The organism is Peptoniphilus hominis (ex Hitch et al. 2025) (assembly GCF_040096015.1).
In the GTDB taxonomy this organism is placed as follows: domain Bacteria; phylum Bacillota; class Clostridia; order Tissierellales; family Peptoniphilaceae; genus Peptoniphilus_A; species Peptoniphilus_A hominis.
In genome coordinates this window covers 1-23,834 of record NZ_JBBMFO010000009.1, presented here as the reverse complement: position 1 = coordinate 23,834, position 23,834 = coordinate 1, and the positions used below count along the sequence as shown (strand labels likewise).

Genomic DNA, 23,834 nt, shown 5'->3' with positions numbered 1-23,834 from the left:
GGTAAAAGGGAGGTTTCCCTCCCTTATCGTACATATTCCTGTTCTTTTGCAGTTTGTTTTTCTTCTGTTTTACTTTCTTCCTGATAGGCTCTAATTTGTCCTAAAATAGACGGCTTATCCTCTGTTTTCTGTGTAGCTTCCTCTTTGGTATGCAGATTATCTTCAACATCATAGGTTGACTCAAAATAATCGCTGTCCTTAAAGTCATTGTCATATCTGTCAGCAATTCCATCATTATCAAGGTCTTTAGAAAGTGGATCATAGAAGTTACCTTCATCATCAATTTCAAGTCCAAGTGCCACCCTTAAATCTTCCGAATCGACATAGACCAAATCACTAAAAGAAGACAGCTCAATCTCATTTTTCATATTTCGTAGAGCTTCGTTTTCTCCTTTGTTTTCATAATCAAAACTCTCCGTTTTAATCGGTATATCTTCAATATACTGTGTCCATCTCTTATCCTCTAAGTTAAGCTCATATTGGATGCTGTGTCTTTCGTCAGGTGTATTGGTATAGGCGATGCCGATGTGCTTTAGGTCAGGATATAGAGTATCAAACTCATCATAACTATGATTTTCTTCATACTCTCTGTTGCAGAAGTCAATGATGGCTCGTTTTACATCTTCTACAAGGGGATTGTCATTTCTCTTTTCTTCCACATCCCCCATATCAAGGAGCTTATTCAGTTCTGCCAAGCGAAGCACCTTATCCTTTAGTTCATCAGCTTTTTCAAAAGGCTTTTGTAATTCCTCTTTGGCATTTTCAAGCTGTTCTTTTGTCCCAATGAGCTTTTCTTCAAGCCTCTTTAATTTCTCAGGCATTTTCTCAAGAGCATTATCCAGTCTTGTAATATTACCGTCCGCACTCGTTCCAAGCTCTCCTGAATGCTTTGCAGCACCGTTTAAGCTGAAGTTATGCTCATTGGTGAAGAAGTTGTAGCTTACCTCTAAGTCCATGTTTCTATACTTACCGATAACCTTGCTTTCATTGATTTTCACTTTAGAAATAGCTTCAAGCAACTTTTCTCCGGCTAACTTTTTATCTAATATCTTCTCACCACCGATAGTAATAGAAGTAAACTTTTCCTCTCCTTCAGCTTTTGCTTCTACATCTTTAATATCTTTCTTTACAGCCTCAATGAGTTTTTCTGTTCTTGAAATTTCTTCCGGATAATTTTTAGCTACCTTATCCTCTAATCTATAACGATTGGACTTGTAGTTCGCTTCAAGCATTTTAAGTTTTGTAACCTCATTATCCAGATCCATTTTTTCCTTGATTTTCGGATCACCTGTAGCAAGGGCTTTAATCTCTGCATAGTTAAGGGAGCTTTCGTCCACATCTTCTGCAACTCTTACAGGTGTTTTACTTGTCATAATCTGAGAAATGAACTTCTGTTTATTCTCGATAGTCTGCCAAAGGTACGCATCAAAGGTATTCTCCGTTACATATCTGTATATGCTGACTTCTTTGTTTTCATTTCCCTGTCTTACAATTCTTCCAGCTCTCTGCTCAAGGTCGGCAGGACGCCATGGGACATCTAAATCATGAAGTGCAATCAGCTTGTTTTGCACATTAGTTCCGGCTCCCATTTTCTGAGTCGAACCCATCAAAATACGAATCTCACCTTTTCTTACCTTTGCAAAGAGTTCATCCTTTTGCTTATCAGAATTTGCTTCATGGATAAAGGCTATTTCTTCTTTCGGTATTCCCATTGCCACAAGTTTTTCTCTAATATCATCATAAATATTAAACTCTCCATCTCCTTTTGGAGTTGACATATCGGAGAAAAGAAGCTGTGTGGACTTATTTTCTTTTGTCTTATCCCAAATGGCAAAAACATTTTTCACGCACACATTGACCTTGCTGTCAGGATTATCCGGAAGTAGTGGATTGATTAAACGCTGATCTAAGGCGAGTTTCTTGCCGTCATTAGTAATCTTCAGCATATTATCTTCGTCAGGCTCTACTGCCCTGTTTCTTACATCATCAGCTCTTTCCGATAAGCTCTTTAGGATTTCCTTCTGTTCCTCACTTGGCAAAGTTTTAATAACTTCATAGTGTGCTTCAGGTGTTGGAAGATTTAGCATATCTGCTGTCTGAATATCCGCAACTTCTTTAAACATAGACATTAGTTCAGGAAGGTTATAGAACTTGGAAAATCTTGTCTTTACTCTATACCCTGTTCCCTCCGGAGACAATTCAAAAGCTGACTGCGTTTCACCAAAGGTAGAAGCCCAGCTATCAAAATGCTCCAAATTATTCTTTTTAAGGCTTTCATACTGAAGATAACGCTGCATAGTATAAAGCTCTGTCATCGAATTACTGACAGGCGTTCCTGTGGCAAAGACAATACCTTTTCCACCTGTCATTTCATCCATGTATCTGCACTTCATAAACATATCGGAGGACTTAAAGGCTTCAGACTGTCCAATACCTGCTACATTTCTCATTTTGGTGTAAAGATAGAGATTTTTGTAATTATGTGCCTCGTCAATAAAGAGCTTATCTACACCTAATTCCTCAAAGGTTATGACATCATCTTTCTTAAAATCATCGTTTAACTTTTCAAGCCTTGTTTCCAGTTTCTTCTTTGTCTTTTCAAGCTGCTTTACCGTAAAGTTTTGATTTCTGTCATGCTTATATTCCTCCACATAGTTTATTATTTCATCAATCTGATCCTGAATATGCTTTCCCTGATATTCCTTACTCATCGGGATTTTTTCAAACTGCGTATGCCCGATTACAACGGCATCATACTCTCCTGTGGCAATTCTTCCGATAAATCTTTTTCTGTTTTTCGGCTCAAAGTCTTTCTTATCTGCAACCATAATGTTAGCTGACGGATATAGCTGCATAAACTCACGACCGATTTGACCTGTTAAGTGATTGGGGACAACAAACAAGGACTTACTGCACATTCCAAGCCTTTTACTTTCCATCGCAGACGCCACCATTTCAAAGGTCTTACCACTACCTACCACATGGGCAAGCAAGGTATTTCCTCCATAAAGGCTTCTTGCTATGGCATTTCTTTGATGAGGTCTTAAATCAATTTCTGTGGTCATTCCCTCAAAAGAAAGGTTGCTGCCGTCATATTCTCTGTTACGGATAGAGTTAAAACGCTCGTTATATATCTTTACAAGACGGTTTCTTCTTTCCTGATCGTTAAATATCCAGTTCTTAAATTCTTCTTTTAGAAGCTCCTGTTTCTGCCCTGCAAGAAGCGTTTCCTTTTTATTTAGTACAGAAGTTTTTGAGCCGTCCGGATTTACAATCTGGTCAAATACCTTTGTTTCTTTTAAGTTCAGCGCATCTTCAATCAGCTTATAGGCATTTACCCTTGAGGTGCCGTAGGTCATCTCTGCAAGGTCATTTCCTCTGTCCCTGCTCTTTCCTTCAACATTCCATTCACTTGTCAGATTTGAAAATTTAACCTTAATATCCCATTTGGCATATCCCGGAGTTTTCAGCGTTTCAAAGATGAATTTTTCAATATCCTTATTCGGTATCCAAGTAGCTCCGAGTCTTACATTGATTTCACTTGCTTCAAGCTCCCTTGGAAGAACTTTTGTAAGCTCTGCCTTTTGATATTCCAAACGGTTCATCTCATAGCTTATCAGCTCTTTTTCTTTGCCATCTTCCGCATAGCCAAGATGAGGTAACTCTCTTTCGGTTTGTCTTAACTTTGCAAGGTAACTGTCTACTATGGCAATTTTGTCCCTGATATTTCCGCTTAGATACTCATCCTTTGTTACATAGCCGTACTTATATGAATTACCGCCGTTTGCACAGGCAAAAGGTAGATCTCCATCTTCAAGGTTAAAAGATAATGGTCTATAAAAGTTTTGTTCTTCTCTGATGTTTAGATAGATTTCCCCTCTAAGTTCTTCTATCAAAGTCGGTCTGTCTTTATCTGTAAGACTTCCCATATACTCAAAATCCACATATCCTTTTTCAGATACCGATAAAACAAGAGCTTCAAGGGAATTGTCTACATGGTCGATAACCTTCGCCTTTGTGATTGTTCGCTTGGAGAAAATATCTCCCTTTGCTTTGAAGTTTTCTTCTTCATCAAGGATTTCAATGGAAGAAACAAGCGGGAAGTTGCTGTCCTCTTTTAAGGCTCTGGTATTAGAAAGGTTATTGACATATCCATGTTTCTTAGAAAAGCTGTCATAAATTTCATTTAGTTTTTCCTGAGCTTTCTTTACTTCATCATCTGAAAAATCTTCTTTCTGTTTGTAAATAACGTCCTTTAAGGCAGCATTTAACTCAAGATAGTCCTTAATCTTTTCCTTGTTTTTATCCGTTACTTCTTTCTTTACAAATAGGGAGTTTTCTCTGTAATAAACTTCATCATCAATAATGGTATATGAAAAGTTTTTAACATCATCTGTGGCAGGAATTGAGGTAATTTCATCATCAAGTAGCTCTATTTCTTCATAATTAGCATTTTTAGAGATTTCTTCGCTTGCTTTTGTCAGTAGCTCCTTTAAGTCTGTATTTTCTTTTGGCAGACAAGCTATTGTATTCCCAAATCTTCCGGATATTTCTTCCATAGAACCAAGCACCTGTTCAGGATGATCAACAAAGTATTTGTTATATAAAAGCCCGTTTTCATCTTCAGCAAGGTGAATCCAGTCCTCATCCCTTTCTCTGATACTGTCCCTTTTCTTTAGGAAAATAATATCTGAGGTTACTTCTGTTCCTGCTACGCCCTTAAAGGTATCGTCCGGAAGTCTTATCGCTCCTAAAAACTCTGCTCTTGCTGCAAGGTAGCGTCTTACACTTTCGTCCTTTTTATCCATCGTTCCGCTTGATGTAATAAAGGCGATAATACCGCCGTTTCTTACTTTATCAATGGACTTGGCAAAGAAATAATCATGGATAAGGAAGTTATTTTTGTTATACTCCCTGTCATTTACCTTGTATTCTCCAAAGGGTACATTGCCGATAATCGCATCAAAGAAGTTATTTGAGAAAGAAGTTTCTTCAAGCCCCTTAATCTGTATATCACTTTCAGGGTATAGTAGTTTTCCAATTCGACCGCTTACAGAGTCAAGCTCTACACCATAAAACTTAGACTTATTCATTTCATCAGGGATATTGCCTATAAAGTTCCCTATTCCCATACTTGGCTCTAAAATGTTTCCCTGTTTAAATCCCATATCCGAAAGCGTCTTATACACTCCGTCAATCACTGTTTTCGGTGTATAAAAGCTCGTTAAAGTAGATTCTCTTGCAGCTTCATATTCTGCCTGAGATAAGTTCTCTTTTAGAAAGCTCCTCGCTTCTTTCCACTGTCCGCCTTTTTCTTCATCGAATACATCAGCAAGTCCTCCCCAGCCTACATACCTTGCTAAAACTTCCTGAGCTGTACTGTCAAGCTCTCTTTGTCCGCTTTCAATGCGACTCAGCATAGAGATTGCTTCAAGGTTATTGTTTAATCTCTCACTTGGAGATAACTTGTCAGGTAGCGTTTCTTCTTTAATTTTGAAGTTATGAGCTTCTGCTTTCTTTATTTCTACTTCTTCAGTAGTCTGCTCTGGATGTTTATATGTCAGATTTTCAAATATCCTCTCAAGGTCACCTTCCAGACGATAAGGAATGACATCGGAGCCTGTTATCATACCGCCAAGATATTCTGTATTATCTTTAACTGTTACCGTCTTTAGGTTGTTTCCCATATCATCAAAGCGTGTGATAGTATAGTCTTTATCCTTGTATTTAACTTCATCACCGACAATAAAGTTCGGTCTTTTAAGGCTTATATGCTTCAGAAGATCCTCATTATCTGTAAAGGCTACAATCGGAATTTGATGATTGCCTTGTCTTACAGGATCAAGCCACAGATCATTTCTTCCTGTGATTTCATTTTTAGAAATTTCTCTGACTTTGTATTCTTCATGATGAAAATAGACTGTATCACCTGCTTTAACTGCCAAATCATCTAAAGGGCTTTCCTCTTTTTCATTGAGTTCTACTTCTTCTCTATCCTTTAGGTAATCAAATAAGGTAGCTTGAACTGTGTCAGCCCTTCTAACTTCTTCTGTTTCTTCAGGTGCTTCAAGTTCTTCTTCTACAAAGCTAAGTTCTCCGTTAAAGACAGACTGAAGCTCCTGCTCATCCATCTGCTTTTTAAGTTCTGTATCTTTCAGCTCTCTAAAGGTCTTTGGGAAATCCTCTAAAATAAGCCTTTGTGCGTTTAGTTCTTTCAGCTCCTCAAGATTAAAATATCCCCATTCAGGTTCAATCCCAAGTACCAGTCCAAAGGCATCGCCACTTTCTCTATCATATTCCGTCATATACCAAGTCCAATTAGAACGGAAAGGAATGATATATGCAGCATGAACCTCTTTATCCGCTAAAGCTACATCCTCCTGTGCGTAAAGCTCCGGCACTCTTTCAAGCATTTCATCGGTCATTAAGTTTTCAGGATCATCTTTGGAATAATATTGTGGTTCTTCAATCTCTGACTTGTTTTCTGTTTCCTTTTCTTCAAGATAAAGATTTTTAGAAAACAGCTCGTCGATATGCTTTGCAACACTTGTCCAAGTAAGAAACACATCATTACAATCATGTTTCTGTAATTTAAGTCCCTTAGCATCGTGCCATTCATCACTTCCCATTGCTCCGGAAACAGCATGGGAATGTCCTCCAATTCCATATTCGTCTTTTAGGAAATTCGCTTTTTCTTGAAGCGTATGATTTTCTTTAAAAAACTTGGTGATTCGTTCTTTTCCTCTATCAACGCCACTTCCCCTTGAAAGGCTTTCAAGGACTTCATCTTCTGTAATAAAGGACTTTACCTTCGGAAGTTCTGCCAAATTGGTGCTATATTCCTTTCGTGGTAGCTCAAGTTCTTGTAATTTCTGATAAAGGCTATCTACCTTGTGATAGTGAAATCTTAGTACATTCCTATTTTCTTTGTATCCTGCTAAAAATCTGCTGTATTCTTTGATTATTTGTTTTAGGTATTCAGGATTTTTTAATGCCTCAGAGAGTCTTTTTGTTTCTTCCGGAAAGCCCCCACCTCTTTCAAAAAGTTCAAAATATCCTTGCTCTTTTCCTTCTTCACTTAAATCATTAGATAAATACAATAGAGATTCTGAAATCCGATTTCTTTCATAATCAAGAGCTTCAGAAATCTCTACATTTGTGGCAAACCCTCCGTTATTAAGAAGTTCGTTTATCCTCTTTGCAGCATCACTCCAACTTAAAACCTGCGTATCATCTTCTCTTGCCGATGTTCCGTAAGCTAAATGAATTCCTTTATCCGAATACCAGGAAGATACTTCTTTTTCATCAATGTAAAATCCATTTCCTCCTTTAAAGGTATCTTTGAGGTATTCTCCCAATTCTTCTACTGTTTTTTCTTTGGAAAACTCAGCAATAACAGGAAGTCTACCGCCATCGTGATTTCCTCCGTTAACAAGAACGGTATCTATATCATTCTCGGTTAGTGGTATAGTAAGGCTTATCTGTCCATAAGAATTTTCAGGTAAAGAAAAAGAAGCTTTATCAGCTTCTCTTATCTCTGCCTTAGTATTTTCTTTTAAATTTCCACTACTTCCTTGATGGTCATTTCTTTGAGAGCTGAAATCATCGCCCCATACTGCGGATTGTTCTCGTCCTCTATCTTCCAAGCTGCCATCAGTTTCGGTTTCTCTCTTCTCATAAATTCTATCGCTTGTTTCTGAATGTCCATCAGGTGTCCTGTCAGTTTCTTCTCCTTGTATAGATCTAAAAGCATCTCGAAGTGGCTCTGCTCCTCGCTCTGTGAAAGAAACTCCAGCCTCATCACTGCGTAGGTCGGATTTGGATACTTCCTTATGAAGTCCGTCTCTTCCTCCAAGCTGTTTAGCGTATTCTCCCTGATTTTCTCTATTATCTCGTCCGTACTCTCCATTTCGGAGAACTCGCTCGTTTTCATTTCTTTTCTGATCATCTCGTCGAAGTACATTTTTATCTTCTCCTTCCTCTAATTCTTCTTTAATCTTATTATATCTCGCTTCTTTTCCTCTTAAAACTTCTTTTTGAAGCTCAAGTTCTTTGCTTTTTTGAATGGTCGCATCAATAATCTTTCCGCTAATATCCGATACGCTTTCACCAAGACTCATTAGAGATATGCTGTCAAGTCTTTGAAAATTCTCTCTTAAAAGCTCATAATCTATCGAATAATCTAACTTAAATCTTGACGCTACCGCATAGCTTACCGAGTCCCTTACAAACTTGGTAAAGGATATTCCATCCTCATCCGCTACTCTAAGTTCATTCATTAAGGTATCTATTTTTTCATCACCGTAGAGTCTGCTTAAAGAAAAGATGTTTTCAAGTGTGCTTTCACTTTCCTCATAGCCCTCGCTTTTTATCATTTCCTTTAACACATCTTGATGATTTTCTTTGTCAAACTTCCAAAGATTTACTTCGTTGACATCTCTGTTTCTTGAAACTGTCTGACCTATATCAAAAATATAGTCCACTTTTTTGAATGTGCCATAGTCCTCTAAAATGGGGATCCCTTTCTGTCCTCGCATTACTGTTCGATTAAAACGTTCCCTCCAGTAGTCAAACTTGGCACAAGCTGTCGCTTCAGGATTTTTATCATAAATACTTAACTGACTTCTAAAATCGTACTTCTGATTGTTCCCGACAACTTTTAAGAGCTTCAGATACTCTGCTTCACTCTGCAGAACATCTTGTTTTATCAGCTCCAAAATGTTATGAAAATCATTTATTCGCATGTTTACCTCCTTCTTTTTTTACAAACAAAAAAGGCGGTTAGATTTTACTCTAATCACCTTTAAATTCTGTGTGCTACAACTTACTGCTATTCATTCAGTTCCCAATGACCATTACTTCCACTTCCTACATATTGTAGATTATCCATTTCTTTAATGGTTCTTTCTATAGTCTTTACACTAACTCCAGCTTCATCTGCAATTGCTTTTCTTGTAATCTTGTTGTTTCCTCTTATTTTTTCTTTTATAAACTCTGCAAGAGCTATCTTATCGTGAGCGACATCCTGAGCGACACTGTGAGCGACATCCTGAGCGACACCGCTTCCTCCAACTTTTTGAGTCGCTATTTTCTTCAAAGGAATAATCGTTCTAAATATATCTCCCTCCTCAAACAGAGGATCAACACCTGAATATAGCCTTGTATATTTATAGGTGTTTCTCATACCTGAACCAAGCTCATCAGCAAGTCCTATTTCTCTAAATACTTTTGAAATAGCCGGATTTTTAGGAAAAGGTTCAAACTTTTGTAAATCCAATGCTCCCATGCCATGAGCTAAGTTACTGTTTTCAATCATAATCTTCTCATCGTCAATAATCATTTTTGCAGGGAAACCACTTGAATAATCTCTGTGAGCCAATGTATTAGAAACAATTTCTCTAAGTATTCTATCCCTTGCATTGACATTTACAATTCCGTCTAAGACAAATAAGTCATTCAAATGCTTCTGTCCAAACGCAATAAGCCTATCGTAGCTATCAATCAGATTTGTTATGACAACATCTCTATCGTCATACCTATCCTTGTTTTCAACTCTAAATATTGCATCAGTTTTATGCTGTGGGAGAACTGACATAATAGAGTTGTCTTTTCCAAATAGCAAAATTGCCGCTAATGTAATGCCCTCATGCTTTGTTTCAGGATCTGTCAGAATGAGATTTGCACTTCGGAGCAGTTCCTCATAACTCATATTTTCCCAGACATGATTTTTATTTCTTGCTACTGCCATTCTCTTGGCTTTATCAATAACATCAGTATCAAGAAATTCCATATCGAGGTTTGGATACACCTTATTCACAAAATAGCTTCCCTGTTTCCTCGCATATAGCTTATAGACAAGTTCTGCATGGTCTGTGATATTGATGTCTCCTTCATAAGACCTGTCCCATATTCTTCCATTATGCCTGCATACCTGATATCCTTCAGGCACTCGGATATAAATGACTTTTTTACTGTCAATCTCAAATACTTCCGGTAATAAATAAAGTGGTGGGTACATCTTCTGCGAATTGTTGATAGATGTTGTAAATTCTTTAATAACCTTATCCACTTTATCTTCACTAACACCAACAATATCTCTTTTATCATTTACACCAAGTAAAATATGTCCTCCATTTCTATTGTTGAAAGAGCATACTGTATCAAAGACATCTTTGGTTAAAGCATTCCTTGATTCTTTAAATTCAACATCTATCTTTTCTCCGTTTTGAATTAACTTTTTTATTTCATCTATCGTCATCTTTGTTATTTCACCACCTTTATTTATCAATATTTTCTTCAATAAAAATTTTGGAGTTTTGAATTTGCACTTTATCGTTATTAACTACAAAAGTAACATAATCTCCATTTTGTAAGTCCAAAAGTTCTCTTATCCTTTTCGGAATAGTAACCTGCCCTTTTGACATAACTTTTGCAGTATCCATAAATGTATCTTTCATACCCGTTTCCTTTCTCCCTACTTTTCCTACAAAAGATTATAGCATTTTTAGGGCATTTTTTCCACCTTGAAATTAGTGCCATCTTACTTGATATAAGTTGAAATCACTTCTTTTATCTCATTTTCAATCGCTTTTAAAAATTTTTCCTTTGAAGATTTTCCCTGTGCAATATCCGATAACTCCATTTCCCACTTTGCTGTTGTTTCTGCCGATTTAAAAGTATTGGCTACAATCGTTACAAGGCTGATTCCTTTGTGTGTGGCAATAAGGTTTTTCTTATCTCTTTCAATAAATCCTTTGAAGATTAAATTTTCAATGATTCCTGCTCTTGTTGCAGGTGTTCCAAGTCCTTTTCGCTCAACTTCTACACCTTTTTCCAATGCGTCATTTCCTGCAAGCTCCATAGCCTTCAGGAGAAGATCTTCCGTAAAATGCTTAGCCGGTTGAGTGTACTTTTCTTTTATCTCTTTATCTTTAATATCAAGACTATAACCAATCTTTACATCCGGAAGCACTGTATCTTCATTTTTCTTTTTTGCATATTCGTTTAGGTATTTGGTAAAGCCCTCATCTACAATCACCTTTCCACTACTTGTAAATTCAAATCCATCAAATTCAGCCACAATCTTCGTTGTATTCTCAATTAAAGGATAGCCTACACTTGCATGTAGCTTATTTAAAATAAGTTCATATACCTTCAATTCACTTTCCGGAAGAGAAGTTAAGTTCTCATTCATACTGCTTGCTGTCGGTATAATCGCATGATGGTCTGTAACCTTTTTAGAATTAAATACCGTCTTGATACGCTCTGTGTCAAAATCATTCTTTCCTAAAATGTTATTAACCGTACTTACAATCATATCTTCCGTAAGGCATCTGCTGTCTGTTCTTGGATAGGTAATCAGTTTCTTTTCGTAAAGACTTTGAGCATAATCAAGTGTCTGCTTAGCTGAGTATCCAAAATATTTATTGCACTCTCTTTGAAGCGTCGTCAGGTCAAATGGCAGCTCAGGCTTTGTTATCTTTTCCTTTTGAATAACATCGGTAATTTCTATCTTATCGCCTACTAAATTTAAGAGCTGTTCCGCTGTTATTTCATCATCAATTCTATCTGTTGATAGTGTAAAGCCATTAAGGCTTAATTCCACTGTAAAATATTTTTCTTTCTTGAAATTGGCTATCTCATCATCTCTTTTTACAATCATTGCAAGGGTAGGTGTCTGCACTCTGCCCACACTGTAATTTTGCTTGTATAGACACGAATACAGTCTGCTTAAATTCATTCCCACAAGCCAATCTGCTATTGCTCTTGCTTGTGCAGACTCAAATAGATTATCGTAAGAACTTCCATCTTTTAGGTTATCAAAGCCCTCTTTTATGGCACTATCTTCCATTGATGAAATCCAAAGACGCTTCATTCTCTTTTTACAATTTGCCTGATTATATACAAGCCTGAAGATGGCTTCTCCTTCACGCCCTGCATCGCAGGCATTTATCACGATGTCTATATCCTTATCATTCATCAGCTTTTTAAGAATCGTAAATTGTTTCTTTGTGGACTTTGCAATCTCATACTTATATTCCTTTGGAATAATCGGTAAATCCGCCATATTCCACTTAGCATACTTTTCATCATAGCTTTCCGGATTTGCCATTTTAATTAAATGTCCAACACACCAGCTTACCTTATATCCGTTTCCTTCATAATATCCGTCTTTCTTCTTTGTTGCTCCGATCACTTTTGCAATAGAAATTGCAACACTTGGCTTTTCAGCAATTACTAAATTCATCTATTTTTTCCTCCTGTTTTTCAAAATAATAGGGCGGAAGATGTTACTCTCCCGCCCTGTCTTTTGCACCAAATATTGTATAGTTTTGGGTGCAAATTTATTCCAATTCATCTTCTTTATCTTCTGTTTCTGTTTCATCTACTTCATTTTCACTTTCTTCTGCCTCTGAAAAGAAATCATCATCTTCCTCCTCAAAGCCTTCAAGCTCCTTATCTTCTTTTTTCTTAACGACCTTGAAATAATATCCTGCACCTAATGCTCCTGCTACTACAAGAATGAGAATTAAGTAGGTTCCCATATTGCTGCTTTCTTCTTTTTTTACTGGCTTAGGTTCTTCTTTTTCAGGTTCTTCCTTTGTAATTTCCTGTTTTGGAGCTTCTTTCTTTTCAACCATATTAAGAAGATCATCTTCGGATACTTCTGTTAGGAGCATGACATTTTCGCTATCCTCATCGTGATTGATGATTAAATGAAAGGTCTTGCCATTCTTAGTAGTAAAGGTAACAAACTGTCTTGCATCCGCTGAATACATATCCGTTTCTTTATTATCTTTACTGTCATTATGGTGTATTGGATAATCCTTGTTCGCATTATCCTTATTTTCCGTAACAGTTCCTCTTGCCTTTGATGGTGCTGACGCAACTCCTTTATTGGTATTTACATTCTTACTTGAACCATCCATAGAGGAATCCTGACTGCTGTTATTGACAGGCTGTTTCGGTGTCAGCTTATTGGGATAACGAACTTCTTTTTCTTTGTCATTATTCTTACCAATATTTGTGTCCTTTGTAATCTTTCCTGTATTATCCTGTGATGATGAGCCTTTACCCGTATCACTTACAGATGTTTGAGGAAAGTTTCCTGTTCCTGTTTTCATTCCGGAGATAGGGCTGATTGGTGTTACAGTAGGATTATGCGTAACTGTAGCCTTGCCAACCTCATTCGTCTTTTTCTCAAGCTCCTTAATTTTCTCAGTTAGCTTCTCAATCTCCTTTTTCATATCCGCCGATAAATCCTTATCGTCTTTGCCCTTTTCAAGTTTTTCCTTCAGCTTATCTATTTTTTCCTCAAGGTCTTTGATTTTCTCCTTTTGCTTGTCGCTTAATTTATCCTTGTCCTTAATCTCCTGACTTAGCTTATCAAGTTTTTCCTGAAGTTCCTTAGATTCCTTTTCCATTTTGGAAATATCATCTTTGCTAAGCTCTGTTTGAGTTCCCTTATCTTCTGTTTTTGGCTTTTCTGTCTGCGTCTGAGCATTACTTTCTAACTTTTTTACAATTCGGATAATACTATCGCTTCCATCACCTTTTACTGTGTAGTTTACAAAATTGTCATTAAAGCTCATGTTATCAGGAAGCATTTCAAGATCAGAAGCGTCAATCACCTGATTTTTGTCAAAGGAAGCTGAATACTCCTTATATACCTTTCCATCCTGATATTGATATTTGACCTTTACTTCACTTTTTGTCTGACTTTCCTGATCCTTTGTATCCTTATTGTCTGTTTGAGTTGACGCATTCGCTACTCTCTTATATAAATCCTCTAAAGGTAATTCAAGATATGGGACACCGGTATGAAATCTGTTCCATGTTTCAATAATCAGTTTGTCCTTAACAATCTTGATTTCTTTTACATTGTTGATATTGGGATTTGCTTCCTTTACTCTGCCAATAATAGCGTTCTTTGTTTCCTCTTTAAGCTCTCCCTCATAGTCAACTGTTACTTTCTCAATATTTCTATTTAACTGTAGAACAGGGCAGGTATAGACAATGACATTTGCTTTCTTTCCTTTTACGGTTCGTTCTTCTGTATTTTCTGTAATATCTCCAATATAGTAATTATCTTTATCTCTTGGAGAAACGATACTTGTAAAAGCACCTGTCCCTACATTATGAATTCGATAATAAGGATAAGTTTTCTTTGTCATATATCTTAGATCATCTAACTCATTTTCCTTGTCCATGTTCTCATTGGTAAAGGTTTCATTATACTTATCGACAAGCACACCGCCCTTTTCTTCAAAGGATTTTGATAAGGAAAACTTAAAGTTCAATGGCTGACCTTCTTTATTTTCTTTTCCGACATAATAAAATCCTCTAAAGGTGTCATCTGAAGTATGATCCTCAAATTTCAGTTCATAATATGTTTCATACTTTTCAGGCGGTTCATTTGACGCAAATACTGTCTTTGCGCCAACTTTTAACACCCCTAAAACTCCACCCATTAAGAGGGTAAAAGCTACAACAATGGCTGTAATTCTTTTATTTTTCAAACTGGTTTTCATTTGTTTTCTCCTTTTTCACTTCTGCTTTTTCTCTGTTTACCTTTGCCATTAAATCACTGATTGTAATGTTGTTCTTTCTGCAAATGGCAATAATTTCTTCGTTTTCAAGTTCTTCCTCACGAATGAACAAAGGCTCCAATTCTTCATCAATTAGAGCCTTTTTATCTTTTAATTTCTTTATTCTGTTTTTTACTGCTGTAAGTTCTTTTTTCAAATTGTGTCCTCCTTATCTGTTTACATTTGGCGGAAAGCCGAAACCTACGGGATGGTGCTTGCAGAAAGTTGCTATCCAATCATCTAAGGTAGTTACTCTGATTCGCCCGATATTATCTATTACCTTGCCATCGCCTATATAAATTCCCACATGACCATAGGTAAGTCCTGCTGTACTTCCGCTACTACTACTTTCAACTGCAACAAGCATTCCTACCTTGAGTTTTGATTTATCTGATGTAAAGGTGTAGTTTCTGTACATATCACAAGCATTTCCTCCGATATATCCAAGTCCTGCATTTTGATAGACCTGCGACACCCACATAGCACACCAGCCTGCACCCGGAGATGGCGTAATGTATGCAGCATTTACAATCTTCTTTTGAACTTCCGTAGAAGCCTCATACTCTTTTCCACCTCCGATACCTCCATTGGAAGCAATCAGATCGCTATTGCCAAAGGCTTCTCCCATATTGCCTTGAGCAAGGAATAAGGCTTCATAGTGTTTTAGATTGTCAGGATAGTTCGCAAAGACTTCTCTGATGATACTGTCCATTTCCCTTTTATGAAGGGTTACAATGAGTTTCTTGTACTCGTAAGGTTCTTCATAGCTTTCGGTATATTCATTTCCATCTTCATCGGTATAGGTTTCTGTAACTGTCCTGTATCTGATTTCTACTTCTTCCTTATACTCAAGGTCATACATGGACTTAAAAAGCTCATTTAATACAGAGCTTACTTCTGATACATTCTTTACTTCTCCGCACCTTGATGTAATGTAGGATAAAAGCTCATGGACATTATGACCGATGTACTCTGTGTTATTTAGGATGTACTCGTCATATCCGGGATAATTCTCTTTGACATGATCAACCTCGTTTTGCAGCTTCTTTTCCATCCCTGAAAAATTCTCATTGATTTCACTTAGGACATTAGGCTTTGATAAATAGCTTGTTGTCAGAACTGTACTTGTAGAGTTCATAAAGCCTGTCATTCCTGTCCCTGCGAAGTTAATAAAGAAAGTTCCCAAAATAATAAGACCTATGAAAATAACCATAAGTCCCTTTGCTTTTCTTAATATGACTTCCTTTGAACTTTTAAGACTTCCTATAAGCCCTTCCTTAATGCGATCTCTAAGCCTTGACTTATTCTGCCTTTTAATGGAATCTTTCATCTGCTTTCGCTTTTGAAATCGCTTAAAGTTATTTGCTTTTTGATACTCCTGTGTCTTTTTTAGCTCCTCTTTGGCATCTCGAAACTCTAACTTGGATTTTCGCTTTCTAATTTTATAGTCCTTATTCGTAAGGTCATATCCTTTTTTTGCTCTTTTCTTATCTGAATAGTTCTTAATGCCATGAATAAGTTTTGAGCTTGTGTCGGCTGTTTTTTCTCCTGCCTCTACCCCTTGATTTTCATCACTTCCATGTGATAAGTAATCTCTTACGGTTTCACTTCCTTTAGCAAGTCCTGATAAAGCGGACACCTTAGAAGCCTTATCCCTAAAAGTTCTTTCCTGTTCTTTAGAAAGCCTGTTTTTCTTTTCTCTATCAAGAATGGCTTCTTTTCCGCTTTTTTTATTGTCAGCCTTTTCCTCTTTGGCTTCTTTGTCCTTTTTTCTGGTATAGAGCTTATCGGAATAGTTTTTTTTCTTATATTTTTTCTTTTGAGCCTTTTGGCTTTTTGAAAAGCCTTTTGTATCTTCTGCTTTACGATGAAGGTTGTCCTCTACATCATAGGTTGACTCAAAATAGTCGCTATCCCTAAAGTCATTGTCATATCTGTCTATAATCCCGTCATTGTCGAGGTCTTTTCCTAAAGGATCATAGATTTTTCCATCTTTAACCTCAGTATCATAATCTGCTTTTCCGATTTCTTTTTGACTTACACCTCCTGTTTCAGTTACAGAAGCTACGCTGTCCTTATCCGAAGCTCTATACTTTGCATTTCTTTTGGAAGTACCTCTAATCAGTTCAATGTCAGAGGTCATTTTGATTGTTTTCTCATGCACCTTATCTTGAAATCGGTCTTTATCATGGACAATTTTTCCTCTGTAATCATCATTATGCTTTAACTTACTTTCTTCAGGCTCTATACTGCCATTACTTTGCAGCCTTTCCTTTTCAATCCTTGCCCTTTGCCTTTCCTTAAAGTCCTTTTTCAGTTTCTTTCCCATAAGCCTACCTCACTTCTTCAGGCTTGGTTGTCATCTTCTGATAAAGGATTGTGTCTTTCGGGAATTTATCAAGGAAAGGGACAATGGTATTTCCAAAGAACAAAAGTCCTTCTCCTGCATTGGAATTGGTTACATATTTTAGCTGTGGCTGTGAGATTTTAAGTTTCCTTGCTAAAATCTCTCTATCTCCTGAAGCCTGATTAAGCATTAGCACAAAGTCCGTATTATCAAAGATATTTTCAATTTCCTTGCTCATAAGTAAGTCTTTGACATTTTGTGTAATACCTGTCGGGATTCCTCCCCACTTACGAAATCTTTTCCAAATTTCTACGGAATAGGAAGCTGTCTGCTCATCTTTTAACAATAAATGAAACTCGTCGATATAGTACCTTGTAGCCTTATTCCCTCTGTTTTGCGATACCTTATTCCATACCTGATCCTGAATAACGAGCATTCCAATTTTTTTAAGCTGCGAGCCTAACTCCTTAATGTCAAAACAAAGTAGCTGCTTATTTAAGTCCACATTGGACTGATGGTTAAATACATTAAGAGAACCTGTTACATAAATCTCCATTTCCGTTGCCAGTTTTTTCCCGACTTTTTCTTCCTGATTTTTTAACATATCATATAGGTTTTGAAGAATGGGCATATTACAAGGCTTTGGATTTTCAAAATACTTTTCATAAATCTTAGGCAGGCATCTATCTATAACCGATTTTTCTTCTGCTGTAAGACCACTACCACCAACTACTAATTCAAGCATCGACATAATGAAGTTTGCTTTATCTTTCAGTGGTGCATCCCCATCGCCATAGTTCATATTTATATCTAAAGGATTTAGATAGTCTTTTGACTTACTGCTAACCTTTATGACTTCTCCTTTAAACTGACGCACAAGGTTTCCGTACTCGCCTTCCGGATCGCAGATAATCACATCATCATCCGTTGTAAGAATGGCATTTGCCATTTCTCTTTTTGCACTAAAGGACTTACCACTTCCCGGAGTTCCGAGAATTAGACCGTTTGGGTTTTTCAGTTTCTTTCTATCTGCCATAATCAGGTTATGACTTAGGGCATTTAGTCCATAATACAAACTGTTCGCCGAATTTATGAAAAGCTCCTCTGTGGTAAAAGGCATAAATACTGCCGTAGATGATGAGGTTAGTCCTCTGTCAATTTCAATCTTATTTACCCCAAGAGGAAGTACACTGATTAAGCCCTGCTCTTGGGAATGGTCAAGCCTTTTTAACTTGCAATTATGCTTATTGGCAATAGAGCTGATTTGAGAAATGGTATTGTCCAGCTTTTGGATTGTCCTTGCAAAGTTCATAAAGATAATGGTTACAACAAACATTCTTTCATCTCTTGTCTGAAGGTCTTTTAAAAGACTTTTTACATCTTCTCCATAGGTAATTAAATCACTTGGAAGAATGTCCATATCATATCCCGACCTTACAGCCTTTTTGTTTTCCTCAATCTTCATCTTGTCAATATCGGTATTTTTTCTTTTAACCATCTTGATGGCTTCCGATTGTTCGATTGCCTTGATATGAAAAGAGATATTGATGTTATCGTCTATATCCAAAAACTCTGCAAGCATACGGTCGGAAAGCTCACTTGCAAGGATTTGAAAATGACTTGCCGCTCCGATAAACTTTCCAAACTTAAAATACCTTGACGGTGTAAAGTTAAATTCATCAGGCACAATATATGTCTTGGTACTTTCCTTTTTCTTTAAGTCTTTATATGAAAATTCAAAGGTCTTATTCGGATTTAAAACATCATGAAGTATCTTTAGTCTTTCCTCTCCGTTCAAGCTTTCTGCTCTTACTCCCATACTTTTAAGACTTGATAATATATCTATCTCCAGTCTTTCAAGTTTTGATGTTGCCTGCTCTAAATTATCCGCTTCCACCGTAAAGGTTACATACTTTGATTTTTTCAGTCCGTTATTTCCCTTTACAATCTGACTCTTGAGCATTTCTCGAAACTCAAGGCGTATATCGTCAAACCCATCCTTTTTATCCGGTATTTGAATGGCTGATTTCATTTCTTCGTTTCTACCAAGCTGATTGATATATGAAAATTCGATGCTGATACTTGGATCAAAAGAATTAAGAAAGTTTGCAAACTGATTAAAAATCAAATCCCTATCTTCTTCTAAGGCAAGCTGATAGTTTATATCCTCAAAAGCGATACTCTTATTAAAATGCTTTTCATCAATCTGACATATCCCACTTTTTAAAAGTCTAAGGTAGGGAATGGTATCTTCAACTGTGTATCTTTTCGGCTCTTTCCTAAAGATAAGGTCAAGTAATCCGCCCCTATCTTTTTTAGACTTTCCCTTATTTTGCTTTAAGTCCTGTTTTTGACTTCTTAACTTCTTTTGGTTTTGTTCTAACTTTAGCTGCTGAATCTTTCTTTTGTCTTTCAAGGTAAACCTCCTTTCTCACTCTTTTTTGTGGCTGATAAAATTTATGAAGGTAAACATACTTAAAGTATTTCTCAAAGCTAAGTCCGTCCTTTTCAAAAAGAGTGATGAAAAATATGGGAAGTGTGGACACAATGAGAAAGATGACTGCTATATCATTTGGAACTACCTTTCGCATAAATAAATAAATTGGTATTCCAATCAGTCCTGCAATCGTAAAACCGATAAGCTGTCTTTTCGTCAGGTTGAATGCTACCTTTGTTTTTACCTTCTTTAAGTCTTTTGGGATAGGTACATATGCCATAACTTACCTCCCATCTTCTTTATCCTTTGAAAGCTCCTCTATATGCTCATATACGGAGCCAATTTCTTCCTGAATACTTGCAATCTGTTCATCTGTACTTCTGTTATATCTTTCCTGCATTAGACAAAAATCATTGTGGCAGCGACCGATGTCTTTTGTTCTTTCTTCCAAGTCATTCACCTTGCTGTGAAGCCTGATTCTATCCATCACCGCCATAATACCTGTTCCAATTACTACTGCAATAAATACTGTTTTTCTTTTGTTCATCATATCTATCCTTTCTTTTAGTGTGCGTTTAATACGCTTTTGGCCAGTGTTCCGCTCTTTAGCATCATTAACCCCAGCAAAACCGCATATCCAAGTATCGTAAAGGTACTTGTGTGTATATCTGTTATCTGTATTGTCTTAACTAATACTGCGTATATTCCAAGACAAACCATTAAAAAGAGTCCTTGTAGTCCTATAGCAAATAAACCTTTGATATAGTTTGTTCCAATCTGTCCCCACTCTTTGTTTCCCATTGTGGCAAATGGAATGGCTGAAACGGATGAGTAAACATATATTTCAAACATTCTTCCGTACACTACAAGCATAATCACAATGGAAATGACCTGTATTGCCACCTTTATGAGCGAGGTTTCAAAGAGTATCATGACAAGCTCTCCAAGACCTTTATCTTTTAAGCCTTCTACCATCGTTACAATCTGATCTCCGGAGATAACGGCAGAGGTGTTAATTACCCCTGCCGCTTTATTTACCATGTGCTGTGCCACATCAAAGACTGCCATAGAAAACTGAAAAGCGTGAGAAACTAACCATACGGCAATCCACATCTTTATGATGTACTTGAAAAATTCAAATGTATCCGTATCGTGCATATTGTTCTTTTGCATAACCATATTGATAAGCTCGATACAAAGGACTGCCGTTATGATTAGCCCTGCAATGGGGATAATGACAGAGTCGTTAATGCTTTTGATAAAACTAAAAACCTGTCCGTTCCACCCCATCGGTGTCTTTCCCACATCCGTTGCAATCGCACCAACTTTATCGTTGATGTCAAGAAACATGGACTCTAAGTTTGCTTGGATACCGCCCAGTAGAAGATCTTTGAAAAACTCCTCTATCTTGTCGAATATCCCAAACATTTAATTTCTCCTTTTCTTCTTACTTGAGTACATTTGCAAGAAGCGGAATCAGCTTTAATCCGATAAGGACAATGCCGCCTCCTGCCATAAGCTGCTTAATGCCCTGAGATTTTGCACCCGGATTGTCATTACCATAACCTTCCATCAGGTTAATAACGCCCCATGCTCCAAGTCCTGCACCTACTGCCATAACTAAAATCTTTAATACATTTACTGCCTGTGTAAAAAATTCCATAATTTATTCCTCCTCGTTTTCTTCTTTCTTTTCAATCTTGTTGTATGACTTCACAACAAAGTTTTTGTAAGTCTTTCCGTCTTTTTCACGCTTCTTGAAGTAACCAAAGATATGAATCAAATCGCCCTTTTCAAAGACTTTTGCTTTCTCCGCTTTTTCTCCATAAGCGGCACAGTTGATATATTCCTTGCCTTTCCCATACTTTTTTACAAGCGTAAAGTTTACAACTTCAACAGCTTCTCCCTCTTTGTCAAAACTCGAAAAAGTTGGTTCTGCCAATAAATTGGCATTGATGTTAATCATTTCTTGCTTCATTAAAAATTTCTCCTTTTCTTTTCAATAAAAAAGCGATCGGAGTTTTTCTTTTCCAATCGCTGATACTCTTGCTATTTAGTTTTCCTTAGTGGGACTTCTTATCCTTACCATCTTTCCTCCTGATTTTGAGTAATAAAAAAGCAGCAAATCTATGTTCTTTAGACTTACTGCACTCTTGTAATAACCGTTTCTCTATTTAATTTTGCTTTCCCTTTTCTCTTGATATATTCCTCAATATTAAAGGCATTTTTCTTATTAAAATCTTCAAGTAACTTGTAATTCTTGTGCTTTGTAATATCAAATTTATCTGATAAAAACGGTCTTACACCTCTAAGCTGAAAGATACATTTACTGCCATCCATAACCGTTATCTCATCTTGACTCATCAGCTCTTTTCCTGTCTTTTGGTAATTCAGTCCATAACTATTAGCATTGGAGCGTGTTTCAGAAGTGTTATACAGATCTATGGTTTCTTTACCAAGTGTTTCAGATAGCTCCTTTAGTGTGGTCTTTTCCTTTCCACCAAGAAACAAAGTGCTATCGCAGTTGCCTACGATTGTGTCAGCATTATCCTTATATATCGCCTTTAACTGAGATTGTGCTTGCAAAATAATGCTTGCAGATATTTCTCTTGAACGGATTGTCGCTATTAACTTCTCAAACTTTGGAATTAAGCCGATATTTGCAAACTCGTCAAGCAAGCACCTTACATGAACAGGTAATCTTCCTCCATACTCATCATCTGCCTTATCACAAAGTAGATTAAATAACTGTGAGTACATGATAGATACCACAAAGTTAAAAGTATCATCTGTATCAGATATAATGACAAAAAGTGCTGTCTTTCTATCTCCAAGAGTATCAAGCTCAAGTTCATCTTCTTTCATCAAGTCCCTAAGCTCCTGAATATCAAAAGGAGCAAGTCTTGCACCACATGAAATAAGAATAGACTTCGCCGTTTTTCCTGTAACAACTTGTCAAGGACTTTCTAATCATTTTTATGAGGTTTTTTATCTTTTTCTCGCTCCATTTCTCTAAGCATTATCCTTTTCAATTTATCTTGCATGGTTTCAGTCGCATTTTCATTAAAATGGACAATAACCTCATAAGTTACTTTTCCAATCTTCTTTATAGTCTTTGTTCCTGTATTATGTTCATTTCTGTTTTCATTCATATTATTTTCCTCCTGTTTGTTGCAATTAAAAAAGACGATAGATTTTTACTTCTACCGCCTTGCTTAAAGCTCATATAACTGTCTATTCTGTTATCTGCATATTAAATTTTCAAATTCTTATTGTTTAACATTCCACCAAACATTGTATGATACATATCCTTAGAGGATTCTTCTATCTTGGTAATACTTGATATTTTATTTCCTGCGTCCTTTGATGAAGCTCCGCAAAGATAAAAGGCTTCATTTTCTGTTCCATAGTCTATTGCAATATATCTATCGTGATATTTTTTGCCTGCAACCTTCATTTTTAAGTTGATATTTGGATAATCTCTTCTAAAATCATTTAGGATGTTTTTTGTAAGCATATCTTTATTTTTCACATTGTCGCTAAAGACTATAATTTCAACATTGTCTTTTGCAGCTCTTAATAATTCTAAGGTTTTCAAGCCTATATAGTTATCTATTACATAAATGCTTTTCTTTGCTGACTTATATATTTTTGTATAGGCAACATCTGCTTCAATCTTATCTCCATTCATCAAAAGGAAATGCTTGTAAGTGTCCGGATCGATAAAATTATCCATTACTTTTTTCAAATCTTCTTTAGTAGCCATTTGAGATTTTATTTCTGCAATATCATTTGTGTTTTGGTTGGTTTGAATAGCTATTTGGACTAATTCTTTTGAACCGATAAAATCTTGATTTTCAATAATGAAGTCTTTCATCTGCTTAAATGTTCTAATTAAGGCTCTGCTTTGCCTAATCGCAAGTTCTCCCCTTAATACAGTCATAAGCATATAAATACCTTGTTCCGTAAAGGCATTTGGTAGGTACCTTGAGCCGCCCCAACTTGAGGTGAAATTTTTGCACCTCAAGTTTTCAAACTCATTCTCGGTCAATTGAAACATAAAATCTTCGCCTTCAAACTTTTCAATATTATTTTTTACCTGTCTATTAAAGTTTTTAGTTTCATAACCATATATTTCAGCTAAATCTGCATCAAGCATTACTTTTTGTCCACGAATGAAATATATTTTTTCTTGTATAGTTTTATCATCTACAATAACTATCTCTTTATTTTCATCTGCCATGAAATGCACCTCCAAAATTATCTAAATATCTTTTCCAATCCGCCACGCACTGCGTAGCTTTTTGAAATAAGTCTCATATCTTTTTATATTTTTCTACTCCACCTTCAGCTTTTCCGATGTGTTCTACATTTTTCACAAGTCCCTTATTTACATTTTCATAAAACCATCTGCCAATCAATGCCGGCGGTGTTGCGATTAACTCTCTCAAAACAAATTCTT

15 protein-coding genes and 1 pseudogene are annotated in these 23,834 nt (G+C 36.5%); all 16 read right to left on the bottom strand.

The window, feature by feature from the left end; translation table 11 throughout:
* Window positions 1-23: 23 nt before the first annotated feature.
* Window positions 24-8,744 carry a helicase-related protein gene (locus WMO19_RS04200; protein ID WP_349170310.1) on the bottom strand — a complete coding sequence of 2,907 codons (8,721 nt, stop codon included), beginning with the start codon at window positions 8,742-8,744 and terminating at the stop codon, window positions 24-26.
* An 86-nt stretch (window positions 8,745-8,830) separates the two neighbouring features.
* Window positions 8,831-10,258, bottom strand: coding sequence for an AlbA family DNA-binding domain-containing protein (locus tag WMO19_RS04195; RefSeq protein WP_037404551.1), 1,428 nt, complete (start codon window positions 10,256-10,258; stop codon window positions 8,831-8,833).
* 19 nt (window positions 10,259-10,277) lie between these two features.
* Window positions 10,278-10,457, bottom strand: a complete 180-nt coding sequence (locus tag WMO19_RS04190; protein ID WP_000655432.1) for an AbrB/MazE/SpoVT family DNA-binding domain-containing protein — start codon at window positions 10,455-10,457, stop codon at window positions 10,278-10,280.
* A gap of 83 nt (window positions 10,458-10,540) precedes the next feature.
* The gene (locus WMO19_RS04185) at window positions 10,541-12,247 is read right to left on the bottom strand and encodes a DNA topoisomerase 3 (RefSeq protein WP_050139216.1); all 1,707 of its coding nucleotides are present in this window, start codon (window positions 12,245-12,247) and stop codon (window positions 10,541-10,543) included.
* 97 nt (window positions 12,248-12,344) lie between these two features.
* Window positions 12,345-14,531 carry a CD1107 family mobile element protein gene (locus WMO19_RS04180; protein ID WP_349170309.1) on the bottom strand — a complete coding sequence of 729 codons (2,187 nt, stop codon included), beginning with the start codon at window positions 14,529-14,531 and terminating at the stop codon, window positions 12,345-12,347.
* Window positions 14,509-14,745, bottom strand: coding sequence for a hypothetical protein (locus tag WMO19_RS04175; protein WP_000711923.1), 237 nt, complete (start codon window positions 14,743-14,745; stop codon window positions 14,509-14,511). The genes WMO19_RS04180 and WMO19_RS04175 overlap by 23 nt, the downstream gene beginning before the upstream one ends.
* Window positions 14,746-14,757: 12 nt before the next feature.
* Window positions 14,758-16,917 carry a CHAP domain-containing protein gene (locus WMO19_RS04170; protein WP_349170308.1) on the bottom strand — a complete coding sequence of 720 codons (2,160 nt, stop codon included), beginning with the start codon at window positions 16,915-16,917 and terminating at the stop codon, window positions 14,758-14,760.
* A gap of 4 nt (window positions 16,918-16,921) precedes the next feature.
* Window positions 16,922-19,351, bottom strand: a complete 2,430-nt coding sequence (locus tag WMO19_RS04165; protein ID WP_000653481.1) for a VirB4-like conjugal transfer ATPase, CD1110 family — start codon at window positions 19,349-19,351, stop codon at window positions 16,922-16,924.
* The gene (locus WMO19_RS04160) at window positions 19,263-19,652 is read right to left on the bottom strand and encodes a PrgI family protein (protein ID WP_047200384.1); all 390 of its coding nucleotides are present in this window, start codon (window positions 19,650-19,652) and stop codon (window positions 19,263-19,265) included. The genes WMO19_RS04165 and WMO19_RS04160 overlap by 89 nt, the downstream gene beginning before the upstream one ends.
* Before the next feature lie 3 nt (window positions 19,653-19,655).
* Window positions 19,656-19,922 (bottom strand): conjugal transfer protein, encoded by a 267-nt coding sequence (locus tag WMO19_RS04155; RefSeq protein ID WP_435891046.1) that lies wholly within the window; start codon window positions 19,920-19,922, stop codon window positions 19,656-19,658.
* A 14-nt stretch (window positions 19,923-19,936) separates the two neighbouring features.
* Window positions 19,937-20,800, bottom strand: coding sequence for a VirB6/TrbL-like conjugal transfer protein, CD1112 family (locus tag WMO19_RS04150; RefSeq protein ID WP_000466901.1), 864 nt, complete (start codon window positions 20,798-20,800; stop codon window positions 19,937-19,939).
* A gap of 19 nt (window positions 20,801-20,819) precedes the next feature.
* On the bottom strand, window positions 20,820-21,035 hold the full coding sequence (locus WMO19_RS04145; protein ID WP_000394208.1) for a Maff2 family mobile element protein: 216 nt from the start codon (window positions 21,033-21,035) through the stop codon (window positions 20,820-20,822).
* A gap of 3 nt (window positions 21,036-21,038) precedes the next feature.
* On the bottom strand, window positions 21,039-21,350 hold the full coding sequence (locus WMO19_RS04140; protein WP_007894841.1) for a hypothetical protein: 312 nt from the start codon (window positions 21,348-21,350) through the stop codon (window positions 21,039-21,041).
* A 164-nt stretch (window positions 21,351-21,514) separates the two neighbouring features.
* Window positions 21,515-22,327 (bottom strand): annotated as a pseudogene (locus WMO19_RS04135) (VirD4-like conjugal transfer protein, CD1115 family); the annotation flags it as partial.
* A gap of 11 nt (window positions 22,328-22,338) precedes the next feature.
* The gene (locus tag WMO19_RS04130) at window positions 22,339-22,524 is read right to left on the bottom strand and encodes a transposon-encoded TnpW family protein (RefSeq protein ID WP_001005000.1); all 186 of its coding nucleotides are present in this window, start codon (window positions 22,522-22,524) and stop codon (window positions 22,339-22,341) included.
* A gap of 101 nt (window positions 22,525-22,625) precedes the next feature.
* Entirely contained in the window at window positions 22,626-23,615 is a 990-nt protein-coding gene (locus WMO19_RS04125; RefSeq protein WP_002838522.1) for an ORF6N domain-containing protein, read from the bottom strand.
* Window positions 23,616-23,834 lie beyond the last annotated feature (219 nt).